This window comes from Gilliamella sp. wkB108, assembly GCF_001690195.1.
Classification (GTDB): Bacteria; Pseudomonadota; Gammaproteobacteria; order Enterobacterales; family Orbaceae; genus Gilliamella; species Gilliamella apicola_L.
The window spans coordinates 21,810-35,165 of sequence record NZ_LZGM01000032.1 but is presented as its reverse complement, the minus strand read 5'-3'; the positions used below and the strand labels follow the sequence as shown (position 1 = coordinate 35,165).

Genomic DNA, 13,356 nt, shown 5'->3' with positions numbered 1-13,356 from the left:
TAATAAAAGTGATAAAAGAGTTATATTGATTGATTAGCTAAAGCTCATTGCATATTGCTTATCAAGTAACAGGAAAGAGAAATTTTCAGAATTTATTAGTACTATTGTTTTATTTTTCAACAAAAAAACGGCTGATAAATGTTGATGTTTTTTCAAAAAATCTCGCCCTCTTTCCAAACCTAATCCATATAAAAAAGTAGAATAAATATCCCCTTCTAATGAAGAGTTCGAAATAACGGTGACACTTTCAAATTCATTATCTAATGGGTAGCCAGTCAAAGGATCAAAAATATGATGATAGAGGCGATCATTCTGGATAAAAAAACGTTCATAAATACCCGATGTCACCACAGACTTATTTTTAACTTTAATAATTCCAGCTAATTCATTAGTTACGGAAAATGGTTTTCTCAATCCTACATGCCAATATCCATCATCATTTAAAGGTGATTGACCTAATGTCAGAACATTTCCCCCTAAATTGATGATGGCTTGATCTATATTATGTTGATGTAAAATTAATCTTACGACATCTGCTATATAGCCTTTGGCTATTGCTCCCAAATCAATTTCCATTCCTCTTTTTGTTAAAAAAATGGAATGATCTTCAGGGTTAAGCACTATATCCTTTGGATCTGTTAATAATAACTGTTGTTTTATTTGCTCCTCGGTGGGGACTCGATCTCCTTTAAACCCAATCTTCCAAAGTTTAACCAACGGCCCAATGGCAAAATTAAAACAACTATCAGGATATAGACTCACTTTTTGAGCTTGTTCTATTAAAGAGAAAACTGATCGACTCACTACAACCGAATGTTCTCCAGCAGCTAAATTTATTAACATAACTTCTGAAATCGGCCGATTAACGGTCAGTCTATTTTCAAGTTGTGTTATGGTATCAAAAACAACTTGAGCTACCGTTTCATTGGGTTCTATAAGTATCAAAGAAACGGTAGTTCCCAGCAAAGTTTGGGTATATTGGTAAGTTGAATTCACCATATCAAACAAACTCAAATAACAACAGTTAATTAATTTTTAATGTAATCTGATGCTTTTTTACCGGCTTGCATACCAAAGATAATAATATCAGCAACCGCATTTCCACCTATACGGTTTGCACCATGTACCCCACCTACAACTTCACCGGCGGCAAAAACTCCCTGAATCACATGTTTATCAGTATCTAAAACTTGTGTTTGGGTATTAATAGTTACTCCCCCCATAGTATGATGAATACCAGGTGCAATTTTAATTGCATAAAAAGGTGACTTACAAATTTGATGTCGCATACCAGTAGTTCGACCAAAATCTTGATCCTGTTTTTTATCAACAAATTGATTATAACGTTCAACTGTTTTTGTTAAGCTTTGAGCATCAATAGATAATTTTTGTGCCAATTCACTAATCGTTGCACCTTGGATAACTAAATCATGTGATACGTATTCCTCAACTGATTTATTTTCTACTCGAATTTGCTGATCAAACAAAATATAGGCATAGTGTTCAGGTAATTTAATAATTTCAGCAGAAACTTTATCGCGTGTATCAAGTTCATTTACAAAACGCTTACCCGCTTGGGAAACCAAAATAGCACCACCACCTCGAATCGATTCTGAAATTAAATATGAAGTAGTTTGTTCAACTGTTGGATGGATTTGTATTTCACTCATATCTACAGTTCCAGCACCAAGTTTTTCTAAAATCATAATGCCTGAACCCGTCGCTCCTTTATGATTGGTGGTAACAAATCCTTTAAGGTCTGGACGATATTTCTCAACCATTTGTTTATTAGCGCTAAAACCACCTGTTGCAATAATAACGGCCTTTGCTTTTATTGTCTGGATAGTGCCGTCTTCATCAACAGCTTTAACACCAATAACTTTATGATTTTCAGTCAAAATTTCAGTAACAGAGGTATCTAACATCACTTCAATACCTCGTTTATTAATATTCTTCACTAATCCACTGATTAGAAAACCACCTACCGCCGTCCCACTTTCCGGACGATGAGTTCGATCAATACTCATCCCACCGGTCGTAGTAATACCACTTAATTCAATACCATTATTATCTAACCAATCAATTGCATCAGGAGCATGTTCAACAAAATAACGTAATAAATCAGGATTATTTTTATTTTTACCACCAATCATGGTTTCTTTATAAAAAAGATCCTTACTATCGACAATACCTTTTAATTTTTGGAATTTTGTTTCGGCTGCATTCATACCAGCTGAAGCCTTATTGGTGTTACCACCAATTATAGACATTTTTTCAACAATAACGACATTGGAACCTAAATCATGGGCTTGAATAGCTGCCGCAAGTCCTGCTCCACCGCTACCAACCACAACAATGTCATAGGTTTTATCATTAGGATCACCACCTTCAGCCAAAATAGCTTCTTTATTGGATTTAGCCATTGCTTTAGTGACTGCTTTTTTGAAGGCCTCACATTGAGTCGTTGCACCTGATATAGCATCAACATGAGGACTGTTTGATTCAATAATTTTATTTTTAATAACCGAAAAATTATCACTTATTTCATGATTAAACTCTTTGGCGTTAACTAATTGCATATCCTTAATAAAGTCTTTACCTAGCTCAACATTAATCAAAAATTCATAAGACTCATCATTAACTTTCTCTTGAAAATTTCCAGGTTTAAATTTTTTAACAGTGAGATTGACATCCCGAATTAAGCTCTCAACAAGAGGAAAATGCCATAAAGGCATTGGAATATTGAGTTCCTCACGTTTATCACTGTTAATCGCTAACTCTAATTTTTCACCTTGTTTAATCCGATCAAGCCAATCAGGATAAGCTATACATGCTCGTCCTACAGCTACTAAATCATAACCATTTTCAAATGCAGCCTCTACATCACTTTGATTAACAACATTTCCAACGCCAACAACGGGAATTTTAGCCAAAGTCGCTGAGCGCATAGCGACATATTTATTTATCAAAGGTGTTGGATCTTGAGTATCAACAATCGATGGACGAAGAATCGCTCCCATAGAAAAATGGACATAATCAAGTCCTTTTTCAGCGAGCTTTTCTAATAAATACATTGAATCATCAAAACGAATACCCGGCACTTCTAATTCTTCTGGTGAGAATCGATAACCGACGATAAAATCTTTGTTTGCATATTGCTTAACCATATCATGAGTAAGCTCTAATACAGCTAATGGAAATCTTGCTCGATTATCACGGTTTCCACCCCACTTATCCTTTCTTTGATTAGAATTAGGTGAATAAAATTGTTGAATTAAATAGGTATTTGCTCCATGAAGCTCTACTCCATCAAATCCGGCTTGAATAGCTCGACGAACTGCATGCCCAAACTTATTAAGCATATCATCAACTTCATCGGCGGTTAATTCTGTTGGGGTTGGAGCATTAGGGCGGGGTGCGGCAATAGCGCTAGGTCCTACTGGTGTTTGTCCGCCAATTAATTTCGGCTCAACCATACGCCCTCCGTGATAAACTTGGATAATGGCTTTTGAACCTTTTTCCTTTATAGCATGGGCGATTTTAGCTAAACCTTCAATTTTATCATCACTATCTAAACCGATAGCACCAGGAAAGGCTAATCCTTTATCATCAACAAAACCACATTCAACAATAATTGTACCTATTTCCCCAGCTCTGGCTCGGTAATACTCAATTAAATCATTTGTAACAGATCCTTCATAAAATCCTGAACATGTCGTCATCGGCGCCATCATAATCCGATTTTTTAATTCAACTCCATTTGGTAACGTTAACGATTTAAAAATATTTTTATTTTGCATTGTTATATACCTAATTATTTTATTTGGAATTCTGTGTTACCGGTAATAATAACATTACTTATTATCATTCTCTACTTACATTACTTACATTAAACCTATTAATCCTTAACGAGTATCATTTTTTCGACAGCAAATTTTATCTATTTATTAATGTTTTAGCTAATTATTCAATATTTGAATAATAAAGTATTGACTATTTATTACCTAAACTGATGATTATTTAAACTGGAGAGTAATTAAAAATCTAAAAAAAAACATTATAACTATTTCATTTACTTATATATTTTTAAACAATTTAGGCTTGAACTTTATTTTTATTAAGCTACAATGCCTGTCAGCTCACTTTAAAGAGAAGACGGTTATGATAGTTATGCACAACTCAAAATCAAAACAACGATATCATTCTCTTTTAATCTTATTATTTATTGATCCTCCTATATGGAGGATTTTTTTTGCTTTAAAAAAATGCCCATTTCATTTCCAGCTCATCTTTTTAATCAAAACCATTTCTATACCATTTAGCAACAGGAGACAATATGAAACCTTTGATTCCGTTTTATAACCCAAGTATCAGTTATGAAGATAATTATGCCCAAGGACCTTTTGGACTGTTCGCTCAATTAGATAAAGCAGAACAAAATACCACTAAACCGACCAAATTTTTAAATCTTGATGTAAATTTACCATTTGGTCAGCCTGCGGGTCCGTTATTAAACGCCAAGTATATTAAAGCTGCTTTTGCGTATGGATTTGATTTATGCGTCTATAAAACAGTAAGAACACAATTTCAAAAATGTCACCCATTACCGAATGTTTTATCTGTTCATCCTAAAGGTAAGCTAACGTGCAACCTTGATACCGTATTAGCCGATACAAATTATAATCAACCATTATCTATCACTAACTCTTTTGGTGTACCCTCCTTTGCACCAGATATATGGCAACCAGACATGGCTGATGCGGTAAAATCAGCAGGACATGGACAATATGTCATTGGAAGCTTCCAAGGAACAAAAGGTAACGGCGAAATCGAAAAAGATTATGCATTAGCCGCAAAATTAGTCAGAGAAACCAATGCTCCGATTTTAGAGGCAAATTTAAGTTGTCCTAACGAAGGTGCAAGTAAACTACTCTGTTTTGATGTAGGTAGAGTTGAGCGTATTGTTAATGAGATCAAAAATGCTGTTCCAGATAGACCACTTATTTTAAAACTGGCTTACTTCCCTGATGATGAAAGAATCATTTCATTACTTACCCGAGTTGGTTCAATCATCGATGGATTAAGTGCAATAAATACACTTTCAGCAAAACCTATTGACGCTAATGGTCATCCTGCATTAGGAGAAAAAAGACCTGAAGGTGGAATTTGTGGAGATGCTATTCGCTGGGCAGGTTTAGATATGGTTGCTCGTTTAGCTAAATATCGCCGGGAAATGGACTTAAAATTTGCTATTATTGGTGTTGGTGGCGTGAGTAATAGTGAACATTATCATCAATTTATAAAAAATGGGGCGAATGCAGTGATGAGTGCTACAGGCGCAATGTGGAACCCATTACTCGCTATTGAAATAAAGAAAAGTCTGCAAAAATAGCACAACATACTTCAATCTATATAATTAACTACTCTTGATATCGATACAGGGCTTGCCCTGTATTTGTTTATTCTATTGAATAATCAAACAGTTCTTGATTAAAATGCTATTTTTTTGTTTTGCGAAAATAAAGATAACCAAAAATAAGGTGTGCTAAAAAAACAACGATTAACATAATTCTGACATGTAAAGAATTAAACAGTATAAAAGGGATTAACAAAACGATGAAAACCATGATAAGCATTTTAAGTAAATTAGATTTTGTTGCTTTCTTTTCAAGGATCATCTGTTGGATATAAGTTTGATAATAACGGCTATGCGTAAAATAATTATAAAGACGATTTGAACTATTGAGCCAAAAATAAGCGGTTAATAAATAAAATGGCACGGTAGGTAAAAGAGGAACAAAAATGCCAACCGTTCCAAGGACAAAAGTTACACCACCTAAAATAATATATAACCATTTCTTTAACATTATAAGAATAACCCTTCGATCATTGGGATCTAAACTAAAAAAGAACAGTATAACAAACAAAGACAAAAAACGAATAAAGAATGAAGAAAGCAGTGGTAAGACGTACAGAACTTGAACTCGCTATTCCCAACGTGACTGGCTGAACGCTAAAGCGTAATTTTTAGGTAAAATAACATGTACTAGTTCCGACTAAATAGGACAAAGGTCTTACAAAATAACGCTTTATCCGTTTTAATATTAGGTGTTAAATCTACAATCAAAACAGCAAGAGGTAACGCTCATTCTTCATACTAACGATATTATTATATGACCATTGATGTAAGCTGTACTATAGATTAACGCTCAGCCTACAATTGTTGTTAATTCCTTTGCTATGGAGCTAACATTAATTTAAATTGCCTGTGTATATTATTTGTATTGATTTTTTACGCGCAATTTTATTACTTCTTTGTAAGAACACAGCTTACTCTATCAATTTTTTTCAAATCTTTACGACTGAGTTGATGTTTGTCATTTGAATACCACTCAGAGGCCTTTTTTTTCAAATTGCGCTTTATATTAGGTTCTAATTTAAATGGATCTTTTGTTGTTTCGGAAAAATCAATAAGAAATAAATCAGTACCTGATGAATCGGGTATGATTACATCACACTTAAAAAATGAAATATAATTACCGTTTTTATTCATAGCTAAAATAATACTGCCTTGTGGATAATTTTTAGCGTACTTTTTATTGATCCATAAACATTGTTTATCCGGATCAAACTTTTGATTAGGACTTATTTGTTCAACTTCTGTCGTGATATAGTCTACCTGATCCTCAGTTAAATAAGAGTCCCAAATGAATAGAGGTAAATCATAGCAATGCTCCGAACTCAACCACTTTTTTAAGGATAGTTCTGGAGGATTATATATATATGGCATGAAGCTGTTTTTTTGTGGGCTTCTTTATATTCATTTAATTTATCAGAAAAATCTGATGATTTTGAGTTTATGACTTCAGGTATTTTTTTCAAATAATCGTTATAAAGAACTTGGTTTTTTACAGAAATACACGTATCACGTGAAAGAGACAGCCCTTTGATAGTTAAGTTCGCACTACCAATAATAATTAAATTTGGTGATACTGTATATAGTTTCCAATGAACACTGTTTTCATATCTAAAATCGACATAAAAATCAAATTTTTCATTGTTTTTTGCTTTTTTAACACAAGACTTAATAAAGTCAACAGATGAAAATGCATTGATAGTACCAATAATAAGTTCCACATGTTTATTTTGGTCAATTAGTTTTTTTATTATATCCTCTGTGCCATTTGCAAACGCAGAGACTATGTAGATATTTTGGTCTTTTACTTCTGATAAATATTGAGATAATGTCTTATCATTATTAAGAATATGCATATTATTGACTGATTAATAATCATTTTTAGATAAATTACTATATCACGATACAATTAATGATGTAATTAAAGAAGCGATTAATATTGTCAGTATTGGGAATTGCTTTATAAAAATAAAATAGACAGTGATTAAAAGTAAGCAATTAGGTAATTTGGTATCCTCGATAAATAGTACATATCCTTCATATCATAAAAGATTTATAAACCTAGAACCAAACGGTTAGAATATATAATATATGGGCATATATATTCTATTAAGGTATTTATGCATAGCATCGGAAAACACATTATCAAAATGTACTACAAACTTGACACAAAGCGTTTTTCTAATAAAAGAAAGTTCTCACGAATTGATTGATATACTGTTAAGAATTGGCGGAACGGACGGGGCTCGAACCCGCGACCCCCTGCGTGACAGGCAGGTATTCTAACCAACTGAACTACCGCTCCGCTTTATTGATAGTTTTAATGTTAGAACATTAAAGTAGGCGTGATGTTAAAGATTATTTTTATTTTCGTCAATAAAATTTTTCACAAATGCGATCAATTGAATATTAAATCATCATTAAGACGAACGCCAGAGCGCCCCACCACTTTTTTTATCAATTTTCTGTAAAATAGTTTCATGCTCAGATAGCTCATCTTCTGACGCTTTAATCACTTTTAATTGCACACCATTTCGCTCTATTCTCTTTACACTACTATTTTCCATTAAAGAAGGATTATTTTCATCAGCACTGAAAGATAGCGTGGTTTGACCACCTGTCATAGCAAGATAAACTTCTGCTAATATCTCAGCATCAAGTAAAGCACCATGCAGTGTACGATGAGAATTATCGATTTGATAGCGTTCACACAAGACATCTAAGTTATTGCGTTTACCGGGAAATAGTCGTCTGGCCATCGCCAATGTATCGGTAATAAGACAGTGATCGGCTGTTTTAAACCCTAAACCACAAAGACGAAACTCATAATCCATAAACCCCACATCGAACGACGCATTGTGAATGATAAGTTCAGCACCATCGATAAATTTAATAAAATCGTGCGCAATATTTTTAAAAATTGGTTGGTCTTTTACAAACTCATCACTAATGCCATGAACTTTATATGCGTCTTCATCTATATGGCGTTCAGGATTAATATAAACATGGAAATGATTGCCGGTTAAACGGCGATTAATCACCTCAACAGCACCAATCTCAATAATCTTATGTCCTTCATAATGATTATTACCGTCTTGATTCATACCTGTTGTTTCTGTATCTAATACAATTTGGCGAGTAGCATTACTTATCACTTGATTCTCTTTTTTCAGTATTGGGAAAATAATAATTTAGTGTTATAGTCTAGCACCAAAATTCTGTAATGTTGATACCTACTACAAATGAAGATATTGTACGGTTTACTAAAATTATTTATGAAAACAGCCTGTACATTTCACCTTTAAACGTTATTTTCTAATGAAAATCAAGTGAGTATTTAACTCAATAAGTTAACAAGATAATTAAATATGCAAAAAAAAGTAGAAATATATACAGATGGTTCCTGCCTTGGTAATCCTGGACCGGGTGGCTATGCTGCAATATTAAAATACAAACAAAATGAAAAAATACTTTCACAAGGTTTTTTTAAAACCACTAACAATCGAATGGAGTTATTAGCCGCTATCGTTGCTTTGCAACAACTAAAACAACCTTGCCAAATTGATTTATATTCAGATAGTCAATATTTACGTAATGGCATTTCAAATTGGATCAATGGTTGGAAAAAAAATGGCTGGATGACAGCTAATAAAAAACCTGTCAAAAATGTCGATTTATGGATAAAACTTGACGAACTTGCTCAAATGCATACAATTAAATGGTTTTGGGTTAAAGGCCATGCTGGACATGAAGAAAATGAACGTTGTGATCTTCTTGCAAAAGCTGAGGCCGAATCGCCAACATTGTCAGATACTGTGTTTGAACAAACTCAGATCTGACCAAAAACGTAACCTAAAAACAGTCCTTTTAAATCGCAAATTTAGATTTTTGTGCTAAATTTTAATCAATTTGCTCTCTGAATTGTAAAAAAGTGTGTATTTCAACTTATTTTTGCGATTTGAGTAGTCTATATTCAAAAATTAATCAATAATTAACAATGAGTTAGATTTAATTGTTTTTTTTTGAAGCCAAAAGGACAACTTTTAGGTATAATACTCAACTTATGTTTTTAATAAATAATCACAGACTAATGAAAAAGTTATTAATATTCACAGTGTTAAGTTTGCTTTTGGGTGGATGCCAAAATCATAGTTCCCGACATAATAGTGTCTATAAATTGCATAACTCAAAATCAATAGTTAATGGTGGTAGCATTAAAATGACTTCTATGACTCAAAATCCATGGAAGTATATGCTAAGTCAAATTAATGTAAGTGTACCTGAAAATAGTCGGGTTAAGGCTGAAAGAGAACGTTTATTACGTAATCCGCAAGGATTTGAAAATATCGCATTACGTTCTGAGCCTTACGTCTACTATATCATTAATCAGCTTCGTAGAAATGATTTACCGGTTGAGTTAGCTTTGGTTCCATTAATTGAAAGTGCCTATGACCCACTCGCTACTTCACCAGCTCAAGCTGCTGGATTATGGCAATTTGTACCTGTTACAGCTAAAGAATACGGATTAAATCGAAGCAGTTCATTTGATGCTCGTCGTGATCTTATTGCGTCAACAACTTCAGCTATTTCACTATTACAAAATTTGAACAACCGTTTTAATGGTGACTGGTTATTAACCTTAGCTGCTTACAATGCTGGTGAAGGCAGAGTAAGAAGAGCGATGGAAAAAAATAAAGCTAATGGCTTACCAGTAAACTATTGGTCGCTAGATCTACCGAAAGAAACGATGCATTATGTACCAAAAATTTTAGCTATTATCGACATTGTTAGAAATAATCAAAAATATGGTATCAAACTACCTGATTGTAGTTATGAAAATTCACTTGTAAGAATTGATATATCTAAAAATATCTCACTAGCTAAAATCGCCAAATACGCAGGTATTCCTCTTAGTGACTTAAAAAGTTTTAATGCAGGATATGTTCAGCAAACAGTAAATGGTCCTTTCCATCTACTTGTTCCTTATGTATATGCAGAAGACTTATATCAAAAGTTACTAGCTGAAAATCTGGTTACGACACAAATAACTGAACTTCTACAAGATGTTCCACATACCACTATGCCATTTGAAGTTAAATCAACAACTATTCAATATAGCGGTATTAGAAATAATAGTTATGGTACACCACTTGTACAAGGAAATAATTCCAAAAAACAGATTACTTATTTGGTTAAAGAAGGGGATAATCTCTATTCTATTGCTCAAAATTATCGGGTAAAAATAACTGATATTTTAGAGTGGAATAAATTGAAAAATCCAAGAATCAAAGAAGGTGATGTTTTAACAATAAACCTTGTAAGTACTAATCCAATCTAAAATTTACCAATAACGGATTATGATCAGATGAAGTAGTGCTAATTATTTTTGCTTCATCTAATTGTAATCCGCGGTAAAACACAAAATCTAACGGCCTTCCCATAAAAGTCTTACGAATATCAATACTAAAATTGACAGGCTTAAGCTCTATTGACCGAATCAAATGATATAACAAATTCAAACGTTGCCGACTCCAGGCATTAAAATCCCCTGCTAAAATCACCGGTCCATTATGTTCTTTTATACGATTTAATAACATATACATTTGTTGTCGATAAATTTTAACACCTATACTGAAATTAATAGCGTGAATATTAGCAATTAACAATTGTTGAGTTGAGTTTTTAATTGGATAAACAGTAATTAAAGCTGATTTTGGTACTCGAATAAGTGGTTCTTTCTCTTTAAAAGATAAAAGTGCAGTTGGCAGCGTATCGGACATAGTCATTACACCGGCATAAATATCTTTAAAAGCATAGGCCGGCACATGATCAGCGATTTTGTTATTTAAATTAATGAAGTTTAGTAATTGTACAGATGTTTGAGCTTCTTGTAATAGAATCAACTTAGTTAAAGGTGCATATTCTTCTAAAATGTGAATACAATCTGCCCTTTTTTGTTTAAAGATATTCCAAACCAGAACGGCAAAAGAGGTGTGATCGATTAATGGCTGATTAACCATAACATGATGATTTGGCAAGATCACCTCAACATCACAATTTGCCTTATATCGTAATGTATAATCTCGTTGCTTAAACATTTTTATATTTCATTTTTTTGTTTTAAATATTCATCAAATGATAAAGTATCACTCTGCTCTTTCTTGATTTGCTTTTCTATTGATAAATCACGTTGTTGTAAAAAATCACTATCGGTCAATAATGTGAGAGGTTCTGTTATTAATTGTTGTTTATATTGATTAGCTAATGCTAAACCAAATTTTGCAGTACCCAAATCACTAATAGCTTGTAACGTTCTGGCTGACAGTGTTAATTCTGGCTGATCAAACATCAAATCAAGTCTTTCACACACTTTACGATATTGCTTTAGATCATCATGATGATCTAAAACATCGGCAACACGTAATAAATCTTTAAACAGATCATGCCCTACTTTTGCTAAAGGTTCACGGTAACTATCACACCCGATACCAATTTCAAGACCAGGTTTGCGCCCTTCCATAATAACTCGGTTCCAGTTTAGTTTTGTACATTCTAACTCTTCACTACTCATTTCAGGGGCTGGTGCAAGCGCACACCAAATTAAAAAGAGATCAATAAAGCGAATTTGCTCTTCAGTAATACCAACCGGCGAAAAAGGGTTCACATCTAAAGCTCGCACTTCGATATACTCAATTCCCCCTCGTAACAGTGCGTCAGAAGGTGATTCGTTAGCTCTAGGAACACGTTTAGGACGAATCGGAGCATAAAACTCATTTTCAATCTGTAATATATTATCATTTAACTGACGATACTGACCGTTTACTTTTATACCCAAACGACTAAACTCAGCTGATTTGGTATGTGTTGCTCGTTTTAATCCTTCCACATAGGTATCTAAATGATTAAAGGTTATACCTAACTCTTTTTGTGCATTATTGGTATAACCAATATCACTTAATCGTAATGAAGTCGCATAAGGTAGATAACAGTTGCCATTCGTTTGCTCAATAAAGGCTTTGGCTTTTTGCGGATCTTGGATAAAGGAAGAACACATTGAAGGTGATGCACCAAACAAATATGGTATAACCCAACCGAAGCGATAATAGTTGCGAATTAGCGTAAAATAACCTTCAGAAATAACGGCTTTACCTTCTTCGGTATTTTTAACGCCATCTCTCGCTTGCCAAAAAGCCATTGGTAATGAAAAATTATAATGAACACCAGAAATGGTTTGCATCATGGCACCATAGCGATTTTTCAGCCCTTCTCGGTAAGTCGTTTTAAAACGCCCCTCATTTGAATTACCATATTGGGCTAAAATAATATCAGCTTCGTTGGCCACAAAACATGGCATACTTAATGGCCACATCATCTCTTCACCAATATTGACACTGGCATAACGATGTAAATCACGTAAAAATGTCAACATATAATCTATATTGGTATTGACAGGCGTAATAAATTCTAATAAAGATTCAGCAAAATCAGTTGTGATCCATGGATGTGTAAGTGCAGCACCTATTTTGGTAGGAAAAGGCGTTTTTGATAATGAACCATCAGGTAAAATACGTAAGGTTTCTCGCTCAATTCCACGTTGAATACCCTGTAAAATGGTATAGTGTTTTTCTAACCAATTGAGTGCTTTAGATAGATCAGGAATCATAATTTCACGTTCTCTACGTTGAATTTTAATTGGTGTATATTAACATAATTTATACCTAACTATAGGCAATTTTAATACGATCTGAGAAGGAAAAAATTAATTTTGTACCTTCATTGTTCGATAGCTATACACATCAATATTTTTGAATTAATAACCTTGGAAATTTCTCAGAATAAGTAACCGATTAGTTGCTCAAAAAATGAATTGTATGAAAGGGTAATTTTTTATAAACAAAAAATACTCATATATAATCATTCAATTAGAAGTTTCACCAAGA

The 13,356-nt window shown here is 33.3% G+C and carries 11 protein-coding genes and 1 tRNA gene; 3 read left to right on the top strand and 9 right to left on the bottom strand.

Features of this window, described 5'->3' with window-relative positions:
• Positions 1-33: 33 nt before the first annotated feature.
• The gene (locus A9G11_RS04240) at positions 34-999 is read right to left on the bottom strand and encodes an FAD:protein FMN transferase (RefSeq protein WP_065618283.1); all 966 of its coding nucleotides are present in this window, start codon (positions 997-999) and stop codon (positions 34-36) included.
• 29 nt (positions 1,000-1,028) lie between these two features.
• Positions 1,029-3,800 carry a flavocytochrome c gene (locus A9G11_RS04235; protein ID WP_065618282.1) on the bottom strand — a complete coding sequence of 924 codons (2,772 nt, stop codon included), beginning with the start codon at positions 3,798-3,800 and terminating at the stop codon, positions 1,029-1,031.
• A 536-nt stretch (positions 3,801-4,336) separates the two neighbouring features.
• On the opposite strand from A9G11_RS04235, the gene A9G11_RS04230 reads away from it, so the two are divergent.
• A complete protein-coding gene (locus A9G11_RS04230) occupies positions 4,337-5,392 on the top strand; it encodes a dihydroorotate oxidase (RefSeq protein ID WP_065618281.1) in 1,056 nt (351 codons plus the stop codon).
• Positions 5,393-5,498: 106 nt separating this feature from the next.
• Here the strand turns inward: A9G11_RS04230 and A9G11_RS04225 are convergent, their stop codons facing one another.
• From A9G11_RS04225 to dnaQ, 5 genes are all read right to left on the bottom strand, one after another.
• Positions 5,499-5,867: a YbaN family protein gene (locus tag A9G11_RS04225; protein WP_065618280.1), complete on the bottom strand. Its 369-nt coding sequence runs from the start codon at positions 5,865-5,867 to the stop codon at positions 5,499-5,501.
• A 440-nt stretch (positions 5,868-6,307) separates the two neighbouring features.
• Positions 6,308-6,790, bottom strand: a complete 483-nt coding sequence (locus tag A9G11_RS04220) for a hypothetical protein (RefSeq protein WP_065618279.1) — start codon at positions 6,788-6,790, stop codon at positions 6,308-6,310.
• On the bottom strand, positions 6,754-7,272 hold the full coding sequence (locus A9G11_RS04215; RefSeq protein WP_065618278.1) for a phospholipase D family protein: 519 nt from the start codon (positions 7,270-7,272) through the stop codon (positions 6,754-6,756). The genes A9G11_RS04220 and A9G11_RS04215 overlap by 37 nt, the downstream gene beginning before the upstream one ends.
• Before the next feature lie 372 nt (positions 7,273-7,644).
• A tRNA-Asp gene (locus A9G11_RS04210) sits at positions 7,645-7,721 on the bottom strand.
• Positions 7,722-7,836: 115 nt separating this feature from the next.
• Positions 7,837-8,568 carry a DNA polymerase III subunit epsilon gene (dnaQ, locus tag A9G11_RS04205; protein WP_065618292.1) on the bottom strand — a complete coding sequence of 244 codons (732 nt, stop codon included), beginning with the start codon at positions 8,566-8,568 and terminating at the stop codon, positions 7,837-7,839.
• Between the two features lie 216 nt (positions 8,569-8,784).
• Between dnaQ and rnhA the strand changes: the two genes are divergently transcribed.
• Positions 8,785-9,255 (top strand): ribonuclease HI, encoded by a 471-nt coding sequence (rnhA, locus tag A9G11_RS04200; RefSeq protein WP_065618277.1) that lies wholly within the window; start codon positions 8,785-8,787, stop codon positions 9,253-9,255.
• A gap of 380 nt (positions 9,256-9,635) precedes the next feature.
• On the top strand, positions 9,636-10,754 hold the full coding sequence (locus A9G11_RS04195) for a transglycosylase SLT domain-containing protein (RefSeq protein WP_176701229.1): 1,119 nt from the start codon (positions 9,636-9,638) through the stop codon (positions 10,752-10,754).
• On the opposite strand, the gene A9G11_RS04190 is transcribed toward A9G11_RS04195, so the two are convergent.
• Both A9G11_RS04190 and gshA read right to left on the bottom strand, forming a co-directional pair.
• Positions 10,741-11,514: an endonuclease/exonuclease/phosphatase family protein gene (locus tag A9G11_RS04190; RefSeq protein ID WP_065618275.1), complete on the bottom strand. Its 774-nt coding sequence runs from the start codon at positions 11,512-11,514 to the stop codon at positions 10,741-10,743. The genes A9G11_RS04195 and A9G11_RS04190 overlap by 14 nt on opposite strands.
• A gap of 2 nt (positions 11,515-11,516) precedes the next feature.
• A complete protein-coding gene (gene gshA / locus A9G11_RS04185; protein ID WP_065618274.1) occupies positions 11,517-13,079 on the bottom strand; it encodes a glutamate--cysteine ligase in 1,563 nt (520 codons plus the stop codon).
• Between the last annotated feature and the right edge of the window lie 277 nt (positions 13,080-13,356).

What these genes read in the sequence shown, in the direction of transcription:
- A9G11_RS04240 (WP_065618283.1), bottom strand. Translation starts at nt 999, where the DNA reads ATGGTGAATTCAACTTACCAATATACCCAAACTTTGCTGGGAACTACC.
- A9G11_RS04235 (WP_065618282.1), bottom strand. Translation starts at nt 3,800, where the DNA reads ATGCAAAATAAAAATATTTTTAAATCGTTAACGTTACCAAATGGAGTT.
- A9G11_RS04230 (WP_065618281.1), top strand. Translation starts at nt 4,337, where the DNA reads ATGAAACCTTTGATTCCGTTTTATAACCCAAGTATCAGTTATGAAGAT.
- A9G11_RS04225 (WP_065618280.1), bottom strand. Translation starts at nt 5,867, where the DNA reads ATGTTAAAGAAATGGTTATATATTATTTTAGGTGGTGTAACTTTTGTC.
- A9G11_RS04220 (WP_065618279.1), bottom strand. Translation starts at nt 6,790, where the DNA reads ATGCCATATATATATAATCCTCCAGAACTATCCTTAAAAAAGTGGTTG.
- A9G11_RS04215 (WP_065618278.1), bottom strand. Translation starts at nt 7,272, where the DNA reads ATGCATATTCTTAATAATGATAAGACATTATCTCAATATTTATCAGAA.
- rnhA (WP_065618277.1), top strand. Translation starts at nt 8,785, where the DNA reads ATGCAAAAAAAAGTAGAAATATATACAGATGGTTCCTGCCTTGGTAAT.
- A9G11_RS04195 (WP_176701229.1), top strand. Translation starts at nt 9,636, where the DNA reads ATGACTTCTATGACTCAAAATCCATGGAAGTATATGCTAAGTCAAATT.
- A9G11_RS04190 (WP_065618275.1), bottom strand. Translation starts at nt 11,514, where the DNA reads ATGTTTAAGCAACGAGATTATACATTACGATATAAGGCAAATTGTGAT.
- gshA (WP_065618274.1), bottom strand. Translation starts at nt 13,079, where the DNA reads ATGATTCCTGATCTATCTAAAGCACTCAATTGGTTAGAAAAACACTAT.